Source organism: Microbulbifer mixtoriginis (SeqCode), from assembly GCF_052466695.1.
This window is the reverse complement of record NZ_CP174285.1, coordinates 2,627,537-2,651,020: the sequence shown is the minus strand read 5'-3', so window position 1 is coordinate 2,651,020 and position 23,484 is coordinate 2,627,537. Positions and strand designations below refer to the sequence as shown.

The window sequence follows — 23,484 nt, the reverse complement described above, 5'->3', positions numbered from 1 at the left end:
CTTCTAGTGACTAGATAAAACTGTGTCCAAAAAACTTCAGGGCCACGGTGTTGATAAAGATCAACAGCAGTATCAGAGGGATAAAGGTGCCCAGGGAGAAGTTTACGTATTTTTGTGAGAAAGAGCCGGCAAAGGCAGAGTCGCCTTCCTGCAGCTCTTTGTCAAAGTTGGCTTTCTTCCATTTGTAGATCACAAACAGACACACCAGCAGGCCATTTAAGGGCAGGATGGTGTCGTAGAAAATGATCTCTACCAGGTCGAAGAAGGACTTGTTAACGCCGGCCAACTGTACAAATTCAGTGAACCAGTTGACCATGCCAAAGGAGACGGCGCAAGCGATGGCCAGTACAAACTGTACTCCGGCAACCCAGTAAATGGCTGTTTTACGCTCCATATCGCGCTCGTCGCGCAGGGTGGCGATGGGTACTTCAATAATGGAAACCAGGGACGTGATCGCTGCTACCAGAACCAGGAAGAAGAAGATTGCAGCCACGGCACTTGCGCCGGCATAGCCGATGCTGTCCTGTAGGGCAAGGAAGATCTTCGGTAGGAACAGGAAGATCATTCCGGCAGAGGACTCGCTTAATTCGGAGGGATCAATCTGCGGGTTGAAGTGGAAAATACTCGGCAGAATCAGCAGGCCCGCAGTAAAGGCCACCATGGTATCGGTAATGGCAACGGCGCGGGAGGAGCCGGGGATAGAGTCCCGCTTCTTCATATAAGAGCCGTAGGTGATCATGATGCCCATACCCAGAGACAGCGAGAAGAAGGCCTGGGCCATGGCTTTGCTCACCACGTTGCCATCAATTTTGCTGAAGTCTGGCACCAGGTAATACTTCACACCGAGGATGGCGTTATCCAGGGTCAGGACAAAAATCACCAGGCCCAGCAGCATTACAAACAGCATCGGCATCAGGGTTTTTGCCGCACGCTCAATACCGTCTTTAACTCCCATAGCGAGGATGGCGTTAATAATCAGCATCAGTACCACCAGGTAAATAAATACCTTGGGGGTATTGATAAAGTGGATAAAGAAATCCTGGGTGGCGAGCAGGTTGAGATTACCGGTGACGGTTTCAATCAGGTACCCGAGTACCCACACAGTAACCACTAAATAAAATACTGCGATCATAAAAGGCGTGATCAAGGCTAGCCAGCCGGGGATACGCCACAGGTGTGAACCGTTGGAGAGTTGACGATAGGCACCTACCGGGTCTTTATCGGAGCGGCGCCCCAGAGCCAATTCCGCCATCATAACGGGCAGGCAGATCAGAAAAACAAAGAGCGCATAGACCAGTAGGAAAGCACCGCCTCCGCTCTTGGTGGCCGCTACCGGGAATGCCACCAGATTGCCAATACCAACTGCGGAACCAGCTGCGGCCAGGATAAAGCCCAGCCTTGACCCAAAATGCTCTCTCACTGCGGTCATAGTACTCTCGCTATTATTTTTTATCAGATACAGCTTTCGTTTTTGTTATTCCAGCGGGGCCGGGTATGTCCCGCCGGCAAAAAATGCGATTGTTGCAGGAATTCTCTTGCTTGAGTAGCGCCGACTGGCAAAATTAGCGGCCGAACGACAATCCCAGGCGATTTCGCCTGGCGGACTGGATTTGACAACAGGAATGACTGAAATAGAGCGCAGCGCGCTGGTGATGTACAGCGCGGAACAAATGTTTGATCTGGTCAATGATGTGGCCAGCTACCCACAATTTTTACCGGGGTGTCGCGGGGCTGAAATTCTGCATCGGGACGAAGAAACCCTGGAGGCACGGTTAGATTTATCGCGCGCGGGTATTCGTCAAAGTTTTACCACGCGCAATCAACTGGTGCGCCCGACCAGCATGACCCTGACCCTGGTAGACGGTCCCTTCGAAAATTTTACCGGGCATTGGATGTTTACTCCCCTGGCTGAGAGCGCCTGTAAGGTGACTTTTTCACTGTCGTTCTCCATGAAGAGCCGTTTGATCGCCGCCGCCGCAGGTAAGCTTTTTAGTGATCTGGCCAATCAAATGGTGGCGGTAATGTGTGAGCGTGCCGAGGACATTTACGGGAAGCCGCAATGACAGAAGAAAAAATGATTTCGGTAGAGGTGGTTTACGCACTGCCCCATGAACAGCGGTTGATGCGGCTACTGGTAAAACCGGGCACTACGGCAAGGGAGGCTCTGATTCGTTCGGGTATTCCAAAAGAGTATCCGGAAGTGGACCCGGATAGTGCCAAGATGGGTATCTTTGGCCAGGTTCTGGGGAGCAAAGGATTGGCGCCGGCAGAGAGCTACGAGTTGCAGCCGGGCGATCGGGTGGAGGTTTACCGCCCGTTGATCGCCGACCCGAAAGAGGCGCGCAAACAACGCGCCGAGAAGGCCAAGCGTATGGCCGAGAAAAAGAAAGGTGCCGAAGACGCTTAGGCTTAGGGCCAGTCAGCCGGCTGCAAGTCACCGCTGGTGGATACCAGGGAGTCTTCGTCAAAATAAACGCTAAAGCGCTCCTGGCTGATATCACCCTTCTTGTCGCGAATGCGGTTGACGTAGTCCCAGCGGTTGGGATTGTAAGTGTCTTCCAGCAGCGGGGTGCCGAGAACAAACTGTACCTGGCGGCGGGTCATACCGGGCTTCAGCTGGTCGATCATCTCTTGGGTAATGATATTGCCCTGCTGTACCTCAATGCGGTGCACACCGGGAAACTTAACCAGCGTACAGGCGCCGAGAAGGGCGCAGAGGCTGGCGATGGCGATAAATTTCAGGCTAGGCGGCATTCATTGCTCCATTATGTTCTTTCACACGGCACCTCTCGTACAAATTTTAAACGGTTGCCCGGAATAGGACCCTATGCGTAGGGAAAGTTCCCTTCCTCTGCGATTTCCCTCTCTCATGGTGCCTGGGGTTCCGCTGACTCCGTTCGGCATGGGATAATACCCGAAGAGCCGGCTCGCTGACAGGCGGGAATCTGTGGTCTTATTCGGGTATAGACCTTTTCAGTGAGCTGATGCAAGTAAAGACAATTCATAAAATCCTGTCGGGAAATATTTATTCATGTCGAACGAAAACCAGGAATTGCGCAAGGCTGGCCTAAAGGTCACCCTGCCGCGGGTTAAGATTTTGCAATTGCTTGAAAGCACCAGCGAGCAGCACTTGAGTGCTGAAGATGTGTATAAGCTACTGCTGGAAGCGGGGGAAGATGTCGGTCTGGCTACCGTCTACCGGGTACTGACCCAGTTTGAGAGCGCGGGTCTAGTTGTTCGCCACAACTTCGATGGCGGCCACTCCGTATTCGAGCTGGATCGTGGTGATCATCACGACCACATGGTGTGTACCGATACCGGCAAGGTGATCGAGTTTCATAATGAGGAAATTGAGGAACTGCAGCGCCAGATCGCCGATGAGCACGGCTACGAGCTGACAGGCCACAGCTTAGTGCTGTACGTGAAGGAAAAAGAGAAGTAATCCAGTCGGGTGCGGCGTCCGCCGCACCCATCTTATGCCCGCTTACTGCTGTGGCTGGCAGGGCGGCGTGTACAGCTCTGGGAATTTACCGATCTTATCTGCGTAAAACTCCCTTAATTTATTCAATTCTGCCTCCAGGTTTTCCCCCAGCTGGGCGATAGGGCCAATGCCCACTTCTTTCTTGGAGAAATTGATAAAACCCAATACCAGCGGCACCTTGGCACTGCGTGCAATATGGTAGAAACCGGACTTCCAGCGCTCACCCAGACCGCGGGTGCCCTCCGGTGGGATGGCAATAACCAGCTCTTTGCGCAGCTTAAACTGGCGCACGGTGGCATCTACCAAGTTGTTAGCCTTGCTGCGGTCTACGGCGATACCGCCAAACCAGCGCATGGGACCGCCCAGGGGGAACTGGAACAGTTTGTCTTTGCCCATCCACTGCGGAGTCATCTTCAATTTGAGCGCGGCGAGAATAAAGTAGTAGCCGTCCCAGTTAGTGGTGTGGGGAGCCCCGATCAATACATATTTTTTCAGTTTTAATGATTGCTGATCGCCGTTAACGCGCCAGCCGTGAAATTTCAGCAGCAGCTTGGCAACTTGGCGCAGCAGCGGCGTGATAATCGGGGTATTAAAAATCGTTCTCTGCATAAACTCGGCCGATACTACTCAAACAAAGTTAAACAAGCGGCTCAGTATATGGTGACTTCTGCCGCCAGACCCAGTCATATTTGGTCTATTTGTCCTAAAACGGCATTTATCACCGGCAGGCCGGCTATTTTGCCGGATTGTTGGCGGTTATTTATTGATCTGCGAGATATGATTGCCCACCGCTCCATTAAAAGTGATGGGCTGTCCCGATGGTCAGCTTTGAACCTCGGTTGAAGGGCTGTTCTGAGATTGTGGGGGCAGCTTAAAGAGTCCTGGTCAACATCTCTTCCGCATGGGCCAGTGACTGCGGGCTGGGTTGCCCTCCGAGCATGCGTGCGATCTCTTCGCGGCGCTCGCCGTTTTTCAATTCACGCAAAGCCACAAACGCCTGCTCACCATCACTGTGCTTCTCCACCAGATATTGGCGGTGGGCTCGCGCAGCCACCTGAGCCAGGTGGGTGACACAGATCACCTGGCCGCTACAGCCATTGCGGGTCTCTCCCAGCTGGCGCAGCAGTCGGCCTACCACGTCTCCAGTGGCGCCACCAATGCCGACGTCCACTTCATCAAAGACCAGGGTGGGGGTGCGTGAAGTTTGTGCCGTGACCACTTGAACGGCGAGGCTTACCCGAGAAAGCTCACCGCCGGAGGCGATCTTGCCCAGTGGGCGCGGTGGCTGGCCGGGGTTGGTGGAAATTAAAATTTCCACTTCCTCCAGGCCGTGGCTGCAAGGCTTGTCGAGAGCTTGTAAGGCAAGTTCGACCTTGGCGTGCGGCATGGCCAAATCCACCAGTTGCCGATTGACCGATTCGGCGAGTGTGATCGCTGCCTCACGCCGTAGCTCGCTTAATTTTGCTGCGACTGCCCGAAACTCTTTTTCCAGTTTGCTGCAGGTTTCGGCGAGGCGCTCCAAGGTATCTTCCGTGCCGATATCTTCCAGTTCCTCTTGCAGCTGTCGCTGCAGGGCCGGTAGCTCACTGGGTTGTACACGGTGTCTGCGCGCCGCCTGGTAAATTGCACTGAGGCGCTCCTCAACTTCACTGAGCCGCTCAGGGTCCATCTCGAAGCGATCGATATGTCGCGACAAAGTACCGGCCGCTTCGTCGATCTGGATTCGCGCACTATCGAGCATCTGCGCTACCTCGACCAGGGCCGGCGCCTGTTCAGGCATGGCGGAAAGCAGTTGTAGGGCTCGGTGCAGTTGTTCGGCGATATCGCCCTCACCGCCGGACAGCAGCGCGGCCAGCTGATAGCTGCCGTTAAGAATATCGCCGGCATTGGCCAGCTGACGCTGCTCGCTCTCCAGTGCCTCTATCTCACCTTCGCTCAAATCCAGTTGTTCCAGCTCGCGCAGCTGGTACTGTAGTAGGTTGCGGCGCGCCTCGGCCTCCTCAACGCTGTCGGCCAGATTGCGGTAGCGGCGGTATTGGTCCTGCCAGGTCTTATAGCGGCTGCGGGTTTCGGCAGCCAGCTCCTGGGCTTGGGCGAACTCATCGAGCAGGCGGCGGTGAGTTTCCTTCTTCAGCAGGGACTGGTGCTCGTGCTGGCTGTGGATATCAATCAGTTGCTCACCCAGGGCGCGCTGCTGCAGCAGCGTCACCGGCTGGCCGTTGATATAGGCCCGTGAGCGGCCATCGGCGCCGATGGTGCGGCGCAGTATCACTTCCTGCCCGCTATCTAGCTCCTGGGATTTAAGCCAATCGCTGGCGTTGGGGTAGCCGGAGATATCGAAGGTAGCACTGATATCGGCGCGGTTGGCTCCAGCGCGTACCAGTTCGGCACTGCCGCGACCACCCAGGGCGAGTCCGAGTGCATCTAGGGTGATGGATTTGCCCGCGCCGGTCTCGCCGGTGAGGGTGCTGGTACCTGGGCCGAACTCCAACTCCAGTTGGTCCACCAGGGTGAATTGGCTGATAGACAGGTGCAGCAACATATAGAGATCGCTTCTGTGTCCTTTCTTATGGGCGGGTCTGAATACCCAATCAGTGGTTATTTATACAGTATTCCTTTCTGGTTAGCTATAGCGTCAAGCGCAGATTTTCCAGCTATTGCGCGCTAGCGCAAAAAACCACTTGAACTGTGCGGGGATGGCCCCATATAGCCCCCAGAGCCCGCAGGACGGGCCCAACTCATTACTGACAGAGTCGACGCGACGGAGAAAGCAGTGGCCAGAGAGCGCAGCGAAGAAGATCAGATTACAGAGGGGGTGCAGCCGGAAGCACTGGCTGATGAGCACCTGACAGCGACAGACGAGGCGGCTTCCGCGGAGATTGAAGATCCCACCGCGACCGAGCGCGAGCAGGCTGAGCAAGCATTGCACGAAGAAGCCGAGAGCGCCGATGCGCTGCACGATGAAATTATCAAGCTGCAAGAGCAGTTAGTGGTGCAGAAAGACCTCGCTCTGCGCGCCCAGGCTGAGGAACAGAATGCCCGTCGTCGCGCCCAGCAGGATGTGGATCGCGCACGCAAATTTGCAGTGGAAAAACTGCTGCAGGATTTGTTGCCGGTTGTGGACAACCTGGAGCGCGCCCTCGCCACCATTGATAGCGCTGATGAAAGCAATAAAGCATTGGTGGAAGGTATCGAGCTTACTCACAAATCTTTCGTCGACACCCTGACGAAAAATTCTGTGGAAGTTGTCGATCCAGCGGGAGAGCCCTTCGACCCAGAGTTGCACCAGGCCATGACCCAGGTGCCGAATGGGGAGGTGGAGCCGAACACGGTTCTAGAGGTATTTCAAAAAGGCTATCGCCTCAATGGTCGCCTGGTTCGCCCGGCCATGGTTGTGGTTAGTAAGGCCCCGTAACGGCAAATGCGTGAAACGGCCTTGAATTTCGCTGGCCGGCACCAATATAGCTGACATCAAGAATTATTCGCGCGCTGCATACAGAACAGAGCTGGCAGCGCGTAACAAATGAGGATTTTACAGATGGGAAAAATTATCGGCATCGACCTGGGTACCACCAACAGCTGTGTGGCGGTACTGGATGGTGACAAAGCGCGTGTAATCGAGAACGCCGAAGGCGATCGTACTACACCTTCTATTGTTGCCTTCACTGACGACAACGAAATCCTGGTAGGTCAGTCTGCCAAGCGTCAGGCGGTGACCAATCCCCAGAATACTCTGTTTGCGGTTAAGCGTTTGATCGGCCGTAAATTCAAAGACGACGTTGTACAGAAAGATATCAAGATGGTGCCTTACACCATCACTGAAGCCGACAACGGCGACGCATGGGTAGAAGTGAAAGGCGATAAAAAAGCTCCGCCGCAGATCTCTGCCGAAGTTCTGAAGAAAATGAAAAAGACAGCAGAAGACTTCCTCGGCGAGAAAGTTGACGCTGCAGTAATTACTGTACCGGCTTACTTTAACGACTCCCAGCGCCAGGCCACCAAAGACGCCGGCCGTATCGCGGGCCTGGACGTTAAACGTATTATCAACGAGCCAACTGCTGCTGCTCTGGCCTACGGCCTGGACAAGCAGGGCGGTGACCGCACTGTAGCGGTATACGACCTGGGTGGTGGTACCTTCGATATCTCCATTATCGAAATTGCCGACGTAGATGGTGAGAAGCAGTTCGAAGTACTGTCCACCAACGGTGACACTTTCCTCGGCGGTGAAGATTTCGACCTGCGCCTGATCGAATACCTCGCAGACGAGTTCAAGAAAGACCAAGGCATCGACCTGAAAGGCGATCCCCTGGCGATGCAGCGCCTGAAAGAAGCTGCAGAAAAAGCCAAGATCGAGCTGTCCTCCAGCCAGCAGACTGAAGTCAACCTGCCGTATATCACTGCAGATGCCACCGGTCCCAAGCACTTGGTGGTTAAGCTGACCCGCGCCAAGCTGGAAAGCCTGGTAGAAGATCTGGTTACTCGCTCCCTGGAGCCGGTAAAAATCGCTCTGCAAGATGCCGACCTGTCCGCCTCCGGCGTCGACGAAGTAATTCTGGTTGGTGGTCAGACCCGCATGCCGCTGGTACAGCAGAAAGTTACCGAGTTCTTCGGTAAAGAGCCGCGCAAAGACGTTAACCCAGACGAAGCCGTTGCCATGGGTGCCGCTATCCAGGGCGCCGTACTGTCCGGAGATGTTAAAGACGTACTGCTGCTGGACGTAACTCCGCTGACCCTGGGTATCGAAACCATGGGTGGCGTTGCGACTCCGCTGATCGACAAAAACACCACTATCCCCACCAAGAAGTCCCAGGTGTTCTCCACTGCGGAAGATAACCAGACTGCGGTAACCATTCACGTGGTACAGGGTGAGCGCAAGCAGGCTTCCCAGAACAAATCCCTGGGTCGTTTTGACCTGGCCGATATCCCGCCGTCCCCCCGCGGTGTGCCGCAGATCGAAGTGACTTTCGATATCGATGCCAACGGTATCCTGCACGTACACGCGAAAGACAAGGCGACTGGTAAAGAGCAGTCCATCGTGATCAAGGCTTCCTCCGGTCTGTCCGAGGACGAGATCGATAAGATGGTTCAAGACGCAGAGGCGAATGCCGAAGCGGATAAGCAGTTCGAGGAGCTGGTGCAAACCCGCAATACCCTCGACGGTCTGATCTCTGCTACCAAGAAGACCTTGGAAGAAGCTGGCGACAAAGCCACCGCTGAAGAGAAGTCTGCAATCGAAGCGGCTATCAAAGAAGCGGAAGAGGCGGTGAAAGGCAACGACAAGGCGGCTATGGAAGCTGCCACCACCAAGCTGACCGAAGCTTCTGGCCCGGTTGCACAGAAGATGTATGCCGAGCAGGCCCAGGCCGCTGGCGCTGAAGGTGCCGCTGGTGCAGGCGCTCAACAGGGCGAGCAGCAGCAATCTTCCGCTGGCGACGATGCGGTAGATGCAGAGTTCGAAGAAGTAAAGGACGACAAGAAAGAAGGTAAGTAAGCGTTCGCTTGCATTTCCGGTGGCAGCTTTTAAAGTGGCCGCCGGAGAACTTCAGGGGCGCGGCGCCTTCTTTTTAGGCCCCGCGCCCTGTGTTGTTTCAGGTATCCACCAAAGTTTGTACAGAGTTCGCAGTTTGGTGGTGCTCCGCAATGCGGGGCTTGGTTAGAAACCGAGAAGTAGAAAGAGTTTGGCCGTTCTTGATGCCGGACCAGAGAACATAGTTTTATGTCGAAACGCGATTATTACGAAGTCCTCGGCGTCGAGCGCGGCGCTTCGGATGCAGAGCTGAAGAAAGCCTACCGCCGGGTGGCGATGAAGTTTCACCCGGACCGCAATCCAGATGATGCGGAAGCAGAAAACAAATTCAAGGAAGCCAACGAGGCCTACGAAATACTGTCCGATTCGCAGAAACGCGCGGCTTATGATCAATTTGGTCACGCCGGTGTAGAAGGGCAAATGGGTGGTGGCGGCGCCGGTGGCTTCGGCGGTTTCTCCGATATCTTCGGCGATGTATTTGGCGATATCTTCGGTGGGGGCGGTGGCGGCCGTCGGGGTGGCCCGGCGCGCGGTTCAGACCTGCGTTACGACTTGGAACTGGACCTGGAAGACGCAGTGCGCGGTACCACGGTCAAGATCCGTGTGCCAACGCTCGCTTCCTGTAATACCTGCCACGGTTCAGGCGCCAAGCCAGGTTCTTCTCCGCAGACCTGTAGCACCTGTGGTGGTGCCGGTCAGGTGCGTATGCAACAGGGCTTCTTCTCTGTTCAGCAAACCTGCCCCAACTGTCGCGGTCGCGGTACCACTATCTCTGATCCCTGTGGCAGCTGCCACGGCCGTGGTCGGGTTGAAGAGACCAAGACCCTGTCCGTTAAGGTTCCGCCTGGTGTGGATACTGGCGATCGTATCCGCCTGTCCGGAGAGGGTGAAGCTGGCCCCGATGGCGGGCCCGCTGGTGATTTGTATGTACAGGTGGTGGTGAAGGAACACGAGCTGTTCCAGCGCGATGGCAAGAACTTGTATTGCGAAGTGCCCATCAGTTTTGCTGCTGCAGCACTGGGGGGCGAACTGGAAGTGCCGACCCTCGATGGTAAGGTGAAGCTAAAGATTCCCGCAGAGAGCCAAACTGGCAAGCTGTTCCGCCTGCGTGGTAAAGGTGTCACTCCGGTGCGCGGAGGCGCTACCGGCGATTTGCTGTGTCGGGTTGTAGTGGAAACACCGGTAAACCTTTCTGGTAAACAGAAAGAGTTACTGCAGGAATTTGCCAATACCCTCAGCGAAAAGAAAAATGCACCACGCCAGACCGGCTGGTTTGAAGGGGTGAAAAACTTCTTTGGGGATATGAAGCTTTAATGCTAAGCGAGCATCCCCAATCGCTATTCGACCATCGGTAATTTAGGGCTTATTTAGTTGCTTAACGGATGAGCTCTTTTAAAAGTTAAAAGCAGGAAGAATAGCGAAAACTGGCCCGGTATCTCTGCCGGGTTAGTTGCCCTGGGCAGAACGGGCCCTCAGACGGGCAGCCAGTGCCATCAATAATTCGTGTTGAATCTTACCTAACTCCCTCATCTGTTGTTTTTTTAGTATCCCTTCCAGTTTTTTGTTTGCCTGCGCGCTAATCGCGGCCAATTGCGCACCGATTTCCCCGCGCTGCTTAGGTGTCAAAGTCAGTTTAGGGTTGTCCAAAACGCCATAGCGATCCAGTACGGCTTTTTTCTCTGCAAGGCTCTTTTGCAAGATGGGCAGTACTACTTTTTCCTGGCCAGGGGTGAGCTGCAGACGCAGCGTCACCCAATCTGTAATGTCGTCATATTTCTCCCAGAAGTCTGGGTTTGTAGTTTGCTGTTGTGCGGATACGGGCGCACTGCCAAAGGCCAGGGTTAAAGAAATAACCACCACCAATAAATGTGGCAGGTGGTTTGATCGAATCATTAGTCGCATGTTGGCGCTCCATTTACCCCTCTGGCTTAAGCCTAGCATCGTGATTTGTCATTGCTTTCACTCAATTTCAGTTAGTTGGTAATAAAAATATGTTTTGTTATTTCCTCTATGGCTGGAAGTTTTATGGCCAGTTTGGTCCCCAAAAATGATCACTTTTTAAGATTGAGTTTTTGTAGCTGCTTTCTGGTAGGGCGAGGTAAGATTCGCAGCAATATTGGGCGTAGACAGGAGTGTTGTTGTGGCAGTAAAAGTAGCGATCACCGGATTTGGCGGGCGCATGGGAAGGGCCTTGGCGGAGGCACTGCTTCTAAGTGATGAGGCTGAGCTCAGCGCGGCAGTTGTACGGCCGGGCTCCAGCTTGGTGGGGGCCGATGCCGGTGAAGTTGCGGGCCTCGGGCGCAACGGCATCGCCATTGTTGATAGCCTGGATAAAGCCGGCTTCGATGTACTGATCGACTTTACCGCGCCACAGGCAACTGTGGATAACTCTGCCTATTGTGCAGCCAACGGACGTCCCATTGTTATTGGCACTACCGGTTTTGACTCTGAGCAGAAAAATCAGGTGCTGGCTAATGCGGGCAAGGTACCGTTGTGCCTGGCCAGTAACTTTTCCACCGGCGTAAATTTGTGCTTCAAGTTATTGGAGACAGCTGCACGGGTAATGGGTGAAGATGCCGATATAGAAATTGTTGAAGCGCATCACCGTCACAAAGTGGATGCGCCTTCTGGCACTGCGTTAAGCATGGGAGAAGTCGTCGCCGAGACCCTGGGGCGGGATCTGGAGAAAGTGGCGATTTATGGCCGCGAGGGCCAGACAGGTGCCCGTGAGCGCGACACTATCGGTTTTGCCACTGTGCGCGGAGGCGATGTGGTCGGTGAGCACTCTGTACTGTTCCTGGCCGAAGGGGAGCGCGTAGAAATCAGTCACCGCGCCAGCAGCCGTCTCTCTTTTGCCCGCGGTGCGGTACGCGCAGCGATATGGTTGATGGGAAATAAGCAATCGGCACGCGCGCCGGGCCACTACGATATGCGCGATGTACTGGGGTTAAATTAATAGGATCACGCAAAAAAATCGGTAAAGGGCGGCCTTTATTCAATAGTTCTAAGGCAGTAGTTATACGGTTGATCGATAGGCGAGCCTTATTTTTATAGTGAAAGTCAATACTTCGGGTTTTCGACTCTTTAGGTAAATCAAAAACTTTTTTGAGGATTTTTTGTTTGGAAAAAAAGCTGATTGTCGGCAGTGAAGAATGGTGTGCGTTTCCCGGTCTGGGTATCCCCGCAGTTAAGGCCCGGGTGGACTCCGGGGCTAAGACTTCTTGCCTGCACGCATATAATATTCAGACGTTTAAACGGGATGGTGAGCCCTGGGTAAGCTTTGAAGCGCATCCATTGCAGCACCAGCGTCGGCCGACCGTGCGCTGTGAGGCTCGAATTCTCGACAAGCGCCTTGTACGCAGCTCCTCTGGTGAGTCGGAGCGGCGTCCGGTAATTCGTACCGCGCTTTCCATCGGCGGAAGTGTCTGGGATATCGAATTGACCCTGACCAACCGTGACAGTATGGGCTATCGCATGTTGTTGGGGCGCGAAGCCATGCTCGGCCGCATGATGGTGGACCCCTCGGAGAGCTTCTGTCTGGGTGAACTGCCAAAAAGTCAGCTGGATGAATTTTATCGGGACGAGCACCATATCGCCGGCACCGGCCTGCGTATCGGGCTGTTGGCCTCAAATCCGGATCTTTATAGCAACCGCCGCATTATGGAAGCCGGTGCCGAGCGCGGCCACCGGATGACTTTCCTGGATGTTCGCCAGTGTTATATGAAACTTGATGCGGATGAGCCCGAAGTACATTATCGCGATGGCAGAATTCTCAACAATCTGGATGCCATTATCCCCCGTATTCGCCCGAGTCAGACTTTTTACGGCTGCGCCCTCACTCGCCACTTTGAGAGTCTGGATGTGTTTGCCCTGAATGGCTCTGCCGCGATCAGCCAATCGAGGGATAAGCTGTTTTCCCTGCAGCTGTTACAGCAGAGTGGTCTGAGTATTCCTACTTCAGGCTTTGCCAACTCGCCGGTAGATACCAACGAGTTGATTGACATGGTGGGTGGGGCGCCGCTGATTGTGAAGTTGTTGGAGGGAACTCAGGGGCGCGGAGTGGTGTTGGCGGAAACCCGCAAAGCCGGTGAATCGGTGATTAATGCGTTCAAGTCACTTAAAGCCAATTTGCTGGTGCAGGAGTTTATCCGTGAGGCCCAGGGCAAGGACCTGCGCCTGTTTGTGATTGATGGCCGCGTTGTGGCCTCGATTCAGCGAGAGGCGGCACCGGGAGAGTTCCGCGCCAATATTCACCAGGGCGGCACCGCTTCGGTGGTTAAAGTCACAGCAGATGAAAAGCGCATAGCCATTAAAGCGGCTAAAGCGCTCGGGTTGAAAGTGGCTGGTGTGGATATTATTCGTTCGCGTAAAGGGCCGCTGTTACTTGAGGTGAACTCCTCCCCCGGTCTCGAGGGTATTGAGAGTGCCACGCGCAAGGATGTGGCCGGTGCGATGATTATGTCGATCGAGAAGGCGCTCAAATGGCGTCCCGTAACAAAAACCCAGGATGGAAGTGCCGACTTGGATAGCCGTGTTCCCGAGTAATCGATGGTGAACGGGGCACCGGCGGTGCAAAGCTCGGTGGGCTAACCTTCAAAGGTGGCCGGGCTTTTCGCTGGCGCGCCGTTCGAGCCTCGGCAGTGGTTGATTGCCCAGGTATCCGCCGATAGACACTTTCTGCCGGAACCGCGCCTTCCGCCGGCAGAAGGTGTGAACTCCAGGGTATCAATGACCGTGAAGACACTCTTTGCCAGACTTTCTATCACTCGCCCATTCCTGACGATTTCCCTGATATTGGGCCTGCTGCTTGCTCCCTTGGTACAGGCCGCAGTACACCTTTCGGATACCCCCCTGGGGCGGCGTGTCATGGTGGATTACATCGTGCACTTCGCCTACAACCTGCAGTGGCCGGTCAACGCATTTGATAATTACAGTGCCCCCTTTAAGGTGTGTTTGATGGGGGGGGATTCCCTCGGCGAGCAGCTGGCTCTGCGCTTCAAGAATCAGCGTATTGATGGGCGCCGGGTGGCGCTGGAGAAAATTGGCTTCAAAGATATACTGCGCGCGCGCAAATGCCAGATTGTGGTTCTTGGCTCTATGGACCGCTCGAGCCTGCTAAAGACGCTGGTTACAGTGGAGTTCTTCCCGGTTCTTACGGTGAGCGATGCCGAGCGCTTTGCCGCAACTGGCGGCATGATTGAATTTGCCGATAAAGGCGGTGAAGTGGCGCTGCGCATGAACAAAACCATGCTGGAAAAGGCCGAGCTAAAAATGGGCAATAGCCTCTTTCGACTCGGGCAGAAGCTGGAGTAAAGAGAAGTTTTTCGTCAGGTTTGGCGTATTTTTGCACTAGCGTCTAGAAGCGAATTCGCGTAGAATCTGCGCCCGAATTTGGGTCGGTGTCGCGAAGCTGAATCGCGCAGCGCGAGCCCACCAAAAAAAGCCGGTGGCAAGCATCGGCCAATATGTGAGAGCCGCGCGTGAATAGATTTTTAAAGCGAGATGAAGCTGCGATGTTTCATCTCGCTTTTTTATGCGCGCGCCAGTCAGGAGCCGTGTGCTCCGAAGCCCACAAACCCCGCCCGGAAGCAGTTCTGAAGATTGGAGTTCAATTTGACTAAAGCTGTCCCTACGTCGGAGGCCTTCATGCCCCACAACTTTATGCAGAGTACAACTCCCGCGCTGCTGGTGCTCGCTGATGGTAGCGTCTTTGAAGGACGCGCAATCGGTGCCCATGGCAGTTCTGTTGGCGAGGTCGTGTTCAACACATCCATGACCGGCTACCAGGAGATCCTCACCGATCCCTCCTACGCCCGCCAGATTGTGACTCTGACCTACCCACACATCGGCAACACTGGCACCAACCAGGAAGACGAAGAGTGCGCTGATATCTGGGCCGCCGGCCTGGTAATCCGCGACCTGCCGCTACTGGCCAGCAGTTTCCGCAACGAGCAGTCCCTGGAGGACTACCTGCGCGAGCGCAATATCGTTGGTATCGCCGATATCGACACTCGTCGCCTGACACGCCTGCTGCGCGATAAAGGCGCACAGAGCGGTTGCATCGTTGCCGGTGACAATATCGACCGCGAAGAAGCCCTGGCCAAGGCCAAGGAATTTGCCGGCCTGAAAGGGATGGACTTGGCCAAGGTAGTGAGCACCAAGGAAGCCTACCCCTTTAGCGAAGGTACCTGGGAGCTGGGCGAAGGCCACAAGGCCGCGCCGGAGCAGCCCTTCAAAGTAGTGGCTTACGACTTCGGTGTGAAGCGCAATATCCTGCGCATGCTGGTGGATCGCGGCTGTGACATCACCGTAGTACCGGCGGAGACTCCGGCTTCCGAAGTACTGGCGATGAATCCCAACGGTGTATTCCTGTCCAATGGCCCCGGCGACCCCGAGCCCTGTGAGTACGCGATCACCGCTATCCGCGAAATCCTGGACGCGGGCATCCCCACCTACGGCATCTGCCTGGGCCACCAGTTGTTGGGCCTGGCGGTGGGCGGTAAAACTGCCAAGATGAAGTTCGGTCACCACGGTGGTAACCACCCGGTACAAGACCTGAACAGCACCAAGGTGATGATCACCGCGCAGAACCACGGTTTCGAAGTGGACGCCGACAGCCTGCCGGACAATGTGGAAGTTACCCACAAGTCCCTGTTCGACGGTACCTTGCAGGGTATTCACCTGAAGGACAAGCCGGCCTTCAGCTTCCAGGGACACCCGGAAGCGAGCCCGGGTCCACACGATGTGGCGCCGTTGTTCGACCACTTTATCGACTTGATGAAAGAGCGCGCCTAAGGGCGTAGCCGCCCAGGGTCGGGCAATTAACCGCCGCTTTTGCGGCGGTTTTAACAAGAAACGAATGAAATTTAGCGCAGCCGGCCTTTGCCGGTAGTAGAACGGAAGAAAGATGCCAAAACGCACAGATATCCAAAGCATTCTGATTATCGGCGCAGGCCCCATCGTGATCGGCCAGGCGTGCGAATTTGACTACTCCGGCGCCCAGGCCTGTAAGGCGCTGCGCGAAGAGGGTTACCGGGTGATCCTGGTGAACTCCAACCCGGCCACCATCATGACCGACCCGGCCATGGCCGATGCCACTTACATCGAGCCGGTGGAGTGGCGTACCGTTGCCAAGATTATTGAGCAGGAGCGTCCCGACGCCATCCTGCCTACCATGGGTGGCCAGACAGCTCTGAACTGCGCCCTGGACCTGGATAAGCACGGTGTCCTGAAGGAGTTCAATGTCGAGCTGATCGGTGCGGACAAAGACGCTATCGAGAAAGCGGAAGACCGCGACCTGTTCGACAAGGCGATGAAGGCGATCGGCCTGGAAACTCCGCGCGCCAAGATCGTCCACTCCATGGAAGAGGCGAAGAAGGTGCCGGAAGAGTTTGGCTTCCCGGTAATTATCCGTCCGTCCTTCACCATGGGTGGTTCCGGTGGCGGTGTGGCCTACAACTGGCCGGAGTTTGAAGAGATCTGTAAGCGCGGTCTCGACCTCTCCCCCACCAACGAACTGCTGATCGACGAATCCCTGCTCGGCTGGAAAGAGTACGAGATGGAAGTGGTTCGCGATAAGAACGACAACTGCATCATCGTATGTTCCATCGAGAACTTCGACCCGATGGGCGTACACACCGGTGACTCCATCACCGTTGCCCCGGCGCAGACGCTGACCGACAAGGAATACCAGCTGATGCGCAACGCTTCTATCGCGGTACTGCGCGAGATCGGCGTTGAGACTGGCGGCTCCAACGTACAGTTCGGCGTTTGCCCGAAGACTGGCCGCGTAGTTGTGATCGAGATGAACCCCCGCGTATCCCGCTCCTCCGCACTGGCCTCCAAGGCCACCGGCTTCCCGATCGCCAAGGTCGCGGCCAAGCTGGCAGTGGGTTACACCCTGGATGAGTTGCAGAACGATATCACTGGTGGTGCTACCCCTGCGTCCTTCGAGCCGTCTATCGATTACGTTGTCACCAAGATTCCGCGCTTCACCTTTGAGAAATTTGGTGAAGCCGATGCGCGCCTGACCACCCAGATGAAGTCTGTGGGTGAAGTGATGGCGATCGGCCGTACCTTCCAGGAGTCCATGCAGAAAGCCCTGCGCGGTCTGGAAGTGGGTAGCTTCGGCCTGGAAAGTAAAATTGACCCGAGCAAAGACGGCGCTGAGACCCGTCTGCGCAGTGAACTCTCCGTTCCAGGTGCCGAGCGTATCTGGTACGTGGGCGACGCCTTCCGTATGGGCATGAGCGTCGGCGAAGTTTACGACTTGTCCGGTATCGATCCCTGGTTCCTGGTACAGATCGAAGAGCTGATCAAAATTGAAGAGCCGCTCAAGTCACTGCCTACCTCGGCGCTGACCACTGAGCAAATGCGCTTCCTCAAGCGCAAAGGCTTCTCCGATCGCCGCCTGGCGGACCTGCTGGGGGTGAGCCAGAAGACTGTGCGCGAATTCCGCCACAAGCTGGGTGTATTCCCGTCTTACAAGCGCGTGGATACCTGTGCTGCTGAGTTCAGTACCTCCACTGCTTACATGTACTCCACCTACGATGAGGAGTGCGAAGCGCAGCCGTCCGACAAAAAGAAAATCATGGTACTCGGCGGTGGCCCCAACCGTATTGGCCAGGGCATCGAGTTCGACTACTGCTGTGTACACGCCGCTTTGGCGATGCGCGAAGACGGTTACGAGACCATCATGGTCAACTGTAACCCGGAGACTGTTTCCACCGATTACGATACTTCCGACCGCCTCTACTTCGAGCCGGTAACCCTGGAAGACGTGCTGGAAATCGTTGCCAAAGAGAAGCCGGAAGGCGTGATCGTACAGTTCGGCGGTCAGACACCGCTGAACCTGGCGCGCTACCTGGCCAACGAAGGTGTGCCGATTATCGGTACTACCCCAGAGCAGATCGACCGCGCCGAAGACCGCGAGCGTTTCCAGCAGATGATTATGCGTCTCGGCCTCAAGCAGCCCAAGAACGCCATTGTGCGCTCTGTCTCCGAAGCCATCCAGGCGGCGAAAGACGTGGGCTACCCGCTGGTTGTGCGCCCGTCTTACGTACTGGGCGGCCGCGCCATGGAGATCGTCTACAAAGAAGACGAGCTGCTCACCTACATGAAAGAAGCGGTACAGGTTTCCGACGAAGCGCCGGTACTGCTGGACCACTTCCTCAACGCCGCTATCGAGGTGGATATCGATGCGGTATCCGATGGCCAGGACGTTGTGATCGGCGCCATCATGCAGCATATCGAACAGTGTGGTGTTCACTCCGGTGACTCCGCTTGCTCCCTGCCGCCTTACAGCCTGCCGGCGGATGTGCAGGACCGTATGCGCGAAGAAGTGAAGGCCATGGCTCGCGAGCTGGGCGTAGTTGGCTTGATGAATACCCAGCTGGCCTACCAGGACGGCGAGATCTACGTGATCGAGGTGAACCCGCGCGCTTCCCGTACTGTACCTTTCGTCTCCAAGTGCATCGGCACTTCACTGGCGAAAGTGGCTGCGCGCTGTCAGGCGGGTATCAGCCTGCAGGAACAGGGCTTTACCGAAGAGATCGTACCGGACTACTACTCCGTTAAAGAGTCTGTATTCCCGTTCAACAAGTTCCCGAAAGTGGACCCGATTCTTGGCCCCGAGATGAAGTCCACCGGCGAAGTGATGGGTGTAGGCGCTACCTTCGCAGAGGCCTTCGACAAGGGCCTGGTTGCCGCTGGCGACCGCCTGCCGGAGTCCGGCCGCGCATTTATCTCTGTGCGTGACTTCGACAAGGCGGATGCAGTGGGCGTAGCTCGCGATCTGGTGGAGCTTGGCTTCGAAGTCATTGCCAGCCGCGGCACCGCCAAGGTCTTGCAAGAAAACGATATTCCCGTTACAACCGTCAACAAGATGAGTGAAGGTCGCCCGCATATCGTCGATATGATTAAAAACGACGAGATTGCACTGGTGGTGAATACCACCGAAGGACGCCAGGCGATTCGGGACTCTGCGGATATCCGTCGCAGTGCTGAGAACCACCAGGTGTGTTACACCACCACCCTGGCTGCGGCACAGGCCATGGCGATGGCCATGCGTCAGGAGCAGCCGCTACAGGTTCGCCGCCTGCAAGACCTTCACCAGCGTGTGGTAAAGCTGTCTTAATCATCTAAAAACAATCCGTCATTTCCGACCGGGCCTTGTGGTAACACAGGGCCCGGTTGCGTAGTAACAATAATGGAGGTCCCACAATGAACCGGGTACCAATGACCGTTGAAGGCGCTGAAGCGCTGCGTTCAGAGCTGGATAATCTGAAAAAAGTCGAGCGCCCTGCGGTGGTAGAGGCCATTGCCGAAGCACGCGAACACGGTGATTTGAAGGAGAATGCCGAATACCATGCGGCGCGGGAAAAGCAGGGCTTTATTGAGGGTCGTATTCAAGAGATTGAAGCCAAGTTATCTCATGCTCAAGTGATCGATGTGAAGTCGATTGAGCCCAGCGATAAGGTAATTTTTGGCACTACGGTAACGATTATTCACCTGGATGACGATGCTGAAGTGACTTATAAAATCGTGGGTGACGATGAAGCGGATGTGAAAAAACAAAAAATCTCAGTGAACTCGCCGATTGCCCGCGCACTGATTGGTAAAGAAGTGGGAGAAGTCGTTGTTGTGCATACGCCTTCCGGCACGGTGGAATATGAAATCGATACTGTAGAGCATCTATAAAAAGATCTCTTAGTAAGAAAAAGGGCGGCCAGAGGCCGCCTTTTTTCTTTGGGGCAGGAGCAGTTTTTACTGGTGAACGAAACTGTTGTTACTGTCGCCATGTTGGTGAACTTTGGCGGTTTCATTGTAGCCAAATTGGGCTACTAAGCTGTTGTTATGTGAACCAATCTGAGTGACTTCTGCATAGTGGTTTTCGCCTATTTGGCCTATATAGACATCATTGCCATAGCCAACCTGCATGGTTTTACCGAAGTGGTGGCTTCCGGCCTGAGAAATATCCGCTTCGTTATACCAGCCATCTTGATACATATAGGCTTCATGGTTATGGCCGATCTGACGGGAATCAAGATCGTTGTGTCCACCACCTGCCTGAATCAAGTGAGCCTTATGGCCTTCACCAACTTGAAGAGCATCAGCTCGATTCATTTCGCCAACCTGTGAGAGCATGGCTTCACTGCCATAGCTGCCTACTTGAGTAACAGTGGCATAGCCGTAGTCGCCGTTTTGTAAAATGGTCGCTTGGTTATTAGCGCCAGACTGTTGATAAGTCCAGGCGGTATTTCCGTGGCCTTCCTGAGCATGGTAGGAGAAGCTATGGTGCTCATCAAACTGGAAAGTTAAGGAGCTGTTGTCGATACCCAATTGTTCACTCACAGCGGTGTTGCCAGATCCCCCATTTTGAAAGGCATTGGCATAATTACTGTAGCCATCCTGATATTGAAGAACCGTGCTGTGGTGTTCATGAATCTGGATACTAACCGCTGTATTGTATCCCCCGTGTTGTTCCTGATCAGCCAGGTTATGATGGCTACCGGGGCCGGCCTGATCAATATAACCGAGTTGGCCCATACCGTTTTGATCCTGGTAAGCGGTATTGTTATCGGCTATGGCTGCACCGCTGATTACAAAAGCAATAGCGGCAGCGATTGGGGTTAAAGTCTTCATGAGTATCTCCATTACTACTAGAAAAGAGCATCGCGGTTGGGGTTCAGTATCTACCGGCTGAGCGTAAGCACAGCGTAATTCACCCAAGTATTTTGCAGTAATTCGCTAGATGGTATTTAGCGGCAAACTATAAATTACTCAGATATACACTCGCTATAGGTGCCTGCGCAAAAAGGTAGAATCGAAGGGAAATCAAAGATAGGAAATAGCTGGTTCATTCTGATTGGCATCCCTGTTACTGCTTAGGAGTCCATAAGTTCGTTCCGTCTATATTATTGTTGCTTCAGTGACTAAGAAAAGCCATAGGATAGAAGTTTCATTTACCTGGGAGATAAGTTTTAGTCGGAAATAATGATAAAAAATTAACAATGAAATTTGCTTTTAATAGGGAGTACATACAAGTGTTAAGAGGGGAGGGGTTTATTAGGGGTAAATAAATAATTACAAATGCCAAAGATCGTTCCTGATCTTTGGCATTTGTAGGGGGAGCAATGTTTACTGATGTACTATAGCTGTGTTGCCGTAGCCGGTTTGGGTAATATTTGCAGATTCAGAGAATCCGCTCTGAATAACTGTAGCCGTATTCATACCACCAGATTGATTGACCACAACCAAATGGCCTCCTCCCATGGCACCACCCCCTGACTGCATAATCGTTGCCCGGTTCATGTAGCCATCTTGAGTCACAAACGCGCTGTTATACCAAGAGACTTGAACAATCGTGCTGTAGTTGCTTTCTCCCCTTTGGACAATATCAGCCTCATTGTGCATATCGGCCTGGGTTATTTCTGCGGTGTGAGAAATACCAGATTGAGAGATGCTGGCATAGTGTCCGGTGCCCTCTTGTCTAATTATGGCCTCGTGATAAGAACCATCTTGGAATATATAAGCTTCAGCATTGAAGCTGGCATACTGTCCAACTAAAGCGCCATGGACATTACCAATTTGCTCAATAACAGAAATGTTATCACTTCCCAAGTGTTGATGAATCTCTGCTTCATTCCCAGCGCCATTTTGGCGAATGGTTGCCTGGCTATTTTGAGTGGCAATTTGATAGGTATTGGCACGGTTATCCATGCCAACTTGGTAAATCAGAGCATTATTACCGAAGCCCCCCATTTGCAAGCTGTAAACGTCATTGAGTTTTCCCTCTTGAACTTGGTGTATCAGGCTGTCTGTTACATTGGTCTGGACAGACTCTACAGTATTGAGGTTGCCGTTCTGAGCAATTTCTATGCTGTTGTCGATAGCACTATTATCAGATTGATCAATCAACACCTGATTGTTATTGCCACTTTGTTCTAATGACGTTGAATTCCCCGCTGCATGTGTAAGTCCGCCATAAGATATCATTAATGCTAGCGACAGAACTGGAAACTTCCTCACTTTCAACTCCTGTTTACTGCTGTACCCATTTTGGTTCAGTGTGTTTCTGGACTAGCTACACGTTCACCATTTAGAAGGTAGTAGCTTGCTGATTTAACTTTAGCCTAGCTGGTTGCGAAAAAAGGCTATTGGCGTTGGGTACTTTGATTTGTGAATTTTACTTTAATAGAGGAGATTGAGGGATTTAGGATCTTCAAAAAAATAGAGTGGAATGAGTTTGGTGTCTGCTTAAAAGCTGGCCCGTTCTAGGCCAGCTTTTAGTTGTTTCGCTTGTTTTATTGAACAAGCATAAAGACATTGCCGTCACCAATTTGAGTGGGCGTAATATTATTACCGTTAGTTTGCTGTACTACAGAAATAAGGTTGGAATTGCCAATCTGTGTCGCCTCAAATATATTACTGCTACCACTTTGAGTAATAAGCGTTGTATTCATGTTGCCACCGGACTGAGATATGCTTGACATATTCATATTACCGGATTGGTCGGTTGCCGCGTAATTATCTATGGTTAACTGCTTGGTAACAGAGTGATTGTTATTTCCTGTTTGGTCGACAATAGCTATATTGTTTTCCCATTCCTGTATAATATCGCTCACATTGTTACTTCCAGGTTGAACAACGTGAATCTGGTTACTCCTGCCTTGTTGATTGGAGTGAGAAGTATTATTTGAGCCTCCAACTTGAGAGATTAATGCGCTGTTCATGCCGCCGTATTGGGTAGCATTGATAGTATTTAAATTACTGAGTACCTGTACAGCGGTTAAGGTATTTCCGCCAAGAGTACCTCCTGTTTGAGTAATAGTGGCAAAGTTTGTGATTCCGTCAGTCTGATTTATGTGAGCAATATTGGAACCTTTACTTTGAGTTATGGTTGCAAAACTTGAGTTGGTGTTCGTTTGATTTATCGTTGCTAACTGCGGTGCAAAGCCACTTTGAAAAATTTCAGCGGCTGAATTATTGACAGATGCTTGGCTTGTGACGGCTTCGTGCTTGTTGTCAATTTGTCGGATCACGCCAAATGAATTAAGGGCATTATCCTGTGAGGACTCTGCCTTATTCATATTGCCTGTCTGTCTATGGCTAATAACGCTATTGTTGCTATGATTTGTTTGTTGGGAAGAGGATTCATTAAAATCACCATTCTGATCGATGATAATGGTATTGAAGTTTACTGTTGGGTCTTGAAATGGAAAGGCTAGGTTCCCGTTACCATTCTGATTGAGGAATATATTATTAGATGCCAGTGCACCACTTGAGGCATAGGCTATTAATATTCCAGCTGTAATCGAGGTATATTTCTTCATGGATTACTCCTTAGAGACATCAAATCCAAGTTGTGGGAAGGGTGACTTACAATATGGCCATAGAAATACAACGAAATTGTTATCTTTATAATGAAAAACAAGTCGTATTATTTTTAGCATAAGATACATCTCTCGGCTTCAAG

20 protein-coding genes and 1 pseudogene are annotated in these 23,484 nt (G+C 53.3%); 13 read left to right on the top strand and 8 right to left on the bottom strand.

What is annotated here, in order from left to right:
• Nucleotides 1-10: 10 nt before the first annotated feature.
• Nucleotides 11-1,429 (bottom strand): sodium-dependent transporter, encoded by a 1,419-nt coding sequence (locus ACJJI0_RS11670; RefSeq protein ID WP_252083247.1) that lies wholly within the window; start codon nt 1,427-1,429, stop codon nt 11-13.
• 193 nt (nt 1,430-1,622) lie between these two features.
• On the opposite strand from ACJJI0_RS11670, the gene ACJJI0_RS11665 reads away from it, so the two are divergent.
• Nucleotides 1,623-2,063, top strand: coding sequence for a type II toxin-antitoxin system RatA family toxin (locus tag ACJJI0_RS11665; protein ID WP_252083246.1), 441 nt, complete (start codon nt 1,623-1,625; stop codon nt 2,061-2,063).
• Nucleotides 2,060-2,407, top strand: a complete 348-nt coding sequence (locus tag ACJJI0_RS11660) for an RnfH family protein (protein ID WP_252083245.1) — start codon at nt 2,060-2,062, stop codon at nt 2,405-2,407. Before ACJJI0_RS11665 ends, ACJJI0_RS11660 begins: the two co-directional genes overlap by 4 nt.
• Nucleotides 2,408-2,409: 2 nt before the next feature.
• On the opposite strand, the gene ACJJI0_RS11655 is transcribed toward ACJJI0_RS11660, so the two are convergent.
• Nucleotides 2,410-2,754 carry an outer membrane protein assembly factor BamE gene (locus ACJJI0_RS11655; protein WP_444882694.1) on the bottom strand — a complete coding sequence of 115 codons (345 nt, stop codon included), beginning with the start codon at nt 2,752-2,754 and terminating at the stop codon, nt 2,410-2,412.
• A 277-nt stretch (nt 2,755-3,031) separates the two neighbouring features.
• Between ACJJI0_RS11655 and fur the strand changes: the two genes are divergently transcribed.
• On the top strand, nt 3,032-3,442 hold the full coding sequence (fur, locus tag ACJJI0_RS11650; protein ID WP_252083243.1) for a ferric iron uptake transcriptional regulator: 411 nt from the start codon (nt 3,032-3,034) through the stop codon (nt 3,440-3,442).
• A gap of 42 nt (nt 3,443-3,484) precedes the next feature.
• Here the strand turns inward: fur and ACJJI0_RS11645 are convergent, their stop codons facing one another.
• The gene (locus tag ACJJI0_RS11645; protein ID WP_444882693.1) at nt 3,485-4,090 is read right to left on the bottom strand and encodes a 1-acyl-sn-glycerol-3-phosphate acyltransferase; all 606 of its coding nucleotides are present in this window, start codon (nt 4,088-4,090) and stop codon (nt 3,485-3,487) included.
• Between the two features lie 262 nt (nt 4,091-4,352).
• The gene (gene recN / locus ACJJI0_RS11640) at nt 4,353-6,023 is read right to left on the bottom strand and encodes a DNA repair protein RecN (RefSeq protein ID WP_444882692.1); all 1,671 of its coding nucleotides are present in this window, start codon (nt 6,021-6,023) and stop codon (nt 4,353-4,355) included.
• Between the two features lie 231 nt (nt 6,024-6,254).
• On the opposite strand from recN, the gene grpE reads away from it, so the two are divergent.
• The 3 genes from grpE to dnaJ all read left to right on the top strand — a co-directional run bounded on the left by grpE (nt 6,255) and on the right by dnaJ (nt 10,322).
• Complete coding sequence (gene grpE, locus ACJJI0_RS11635) at nt 6,255-6,896, top strand: nucleotide exchange factor GrpE (RefSeq protein WP_252083240.1); 642 nt, start codon at nt 6,255-6,257, stop codon at nt 6,894-6,896.
• 123 nt (nt 6,897-7,019) lie between these two features.
• A complete protein-coding gene (gene dnaK, locus ACJJI0_RS11630; RefSeq protein WP_252083239.1) occupies nt 7,020-8,972 on the top strand; it encodes a molecular chaperone DnaK in 1,953 nt (650 codons plus the stop codon).
• Nucleotides 8,973-9,197: 225 nt separating this feature from the next.
• Nucleotides 9,198-10,322: a molecular chaperone DnaJ gene (dnaJ, locus tag ACJJI0_RS11625; RefSeq protein ID WP_252083238.1), complete on the top strand. Its 1,125-nt coding sequence runs from the start codon at nt 9,198-9,200 to the stop codon at nt 10,320-10,322.
• Between the two features lie 132 nt (nt 10,323-10,454).
• On the opposite strand, the gene ACJJI0_RS11620 is transcribed toward dnaJ, so the two are convergent.
• On the bottom strand, nt 10,455-10,910 hold the full coding sequence (locus ACJJI0_RS11620; RefSeq protein WP_444882691.1) for a hypothetical protein: 456 nt from the start codon (nt 10,908-10,910) through the stop codon (nt 10,455-10,457).
• 238 nt (nt 10,911-11,148) lie between these two features.
• On the opposite strand from ACJJI0_RS11620, the gene dapB reads away from it, so the two are divergent.
• From dapB to greA, 7 genes and pseudogenes are all read left to right on the top strand, one after another.
• On the top strand, nt 11,149-11,964 hold the full coding sequence (gene dapB / locus ACJJI0_RS11615) for a 4-hydroxy-tetrahydrodipicolinate reductase (protein WP_444882690.1): 816 nt from the start codon (nt 11,149-11,151) through the stop codon (nt 11,962-11,964).
• A 149-nt stretch (nt 11,965-12,113) separates the two neighbouring features.
• A pseudogene (locus ACJJI0_RS11610) lies at nt 12,114-12,530 on the top strand (ATP-dependent zinc protease family protein); the annotation flags it as partial.
• Between the two features lie 84 nt (nt 12,531-12,614).
• Nucleotides 12,615-13,553, top strand: coding sequence for a 30S ribosomal protein S6--L-glutamate ligase (gene rimK, locus ACJJI0_RS11605; protein ID WP_444885930.1), 939 nt, complete (start codon nt 12,615-12,617; stop codon nt 13,551-13,553).
• A gap of 54 nt (nt 13,554-13,607) precedes the next feature.
• Complete coding sequence (locus ACJJI0_RS11600; RefSeq protein ID WP_444882689.1) at nt 13,608-14,321, top strand: YfiR family protein; 714 nt, start codon at nt 13,608-13,610, stop codon at nt 14,319-14,321.
• A gap of 333 nt (nt 14,322-14,654) precedes the next feature.
• A complete protein-coding gene (carA, locus tag ACJJI0_RS11595) occupies nt 14,655-15,803 on the top strand; it encodes a glutamine-hydrolyzing carbamoyl-phosphate synthase small subunit (RefSeq protein WP_282931318.1) in 1,149 nt (382 codons plus the stop codon).
• 112 nt (nt 15,804-15,915) lie between these two features.
• Nucleotides 15,916-19,143, top strand: a complete 3,228-nt coding sequence (carB, locus tag ACJJI0_RS11590) for a carbamoyl-phosphate synthase large subunit (protein WP_252083233.1) — start codon at nt 15,916-15,918, stop codon at nt 19,141-19,143.
• 86 nt (nt 19,144-19,229) lie between these two features.
• A complete protein-coding gene (gene greA, locus ACJJI0_RS11585; RefSeq protein WP_252083232.1) occupies nt 19,230-19,706 on the top strand; it encodes a transcription elongation factor GreA in 477 nt (158 codons plus the stop codon).
• 66 nt (nt 19,707-19,772) lie between these two features.
• Here the strand turns inward: greA and ACJJI0_RS11580 are convergent, their stop codons facing one another.
• The 3 genes from ACJJI0_RS11580 to ACJJI0_RS11570 form a co-directional block, all read right to left on the bottom strand.
• Nucleotides 19,773-20,651, bottom strand: a complete 879-nt coding sequence (locus tag ACJJI0_RS11580; RefSeq protein WP_444882688.1) for a hypothetical protein — start codon at nt 20,649-20,651, stop codon at nt 19,773-19,775.
• Between the two features lie 495 nt (nt 20,652-21,146).
• Nucleotides 21,147-22,037, bottom strand: a complete 891-nt coding sequence (locus ACJJI0_RS11575; protein ID WP_444882687.1) for a hypothetical protein — start codon at nt 22,035-22,037, stop codon at nt 21,147-21,149.
• 275 nt (nt 22,038-22,312) lie between these two features.
• A complete protein-coding gene (locus ACJJI0_RS11570) occupies nt 22,313-23,341 on the bottom strand; it encodes a hypothetical protein (RefSeq protein WP_444882686.1) in 1,029 nt (342 codons plus the stop codon).
• Between the last annotated feature and the right edge of the window lie 143 nt (nt 23,342-23,484).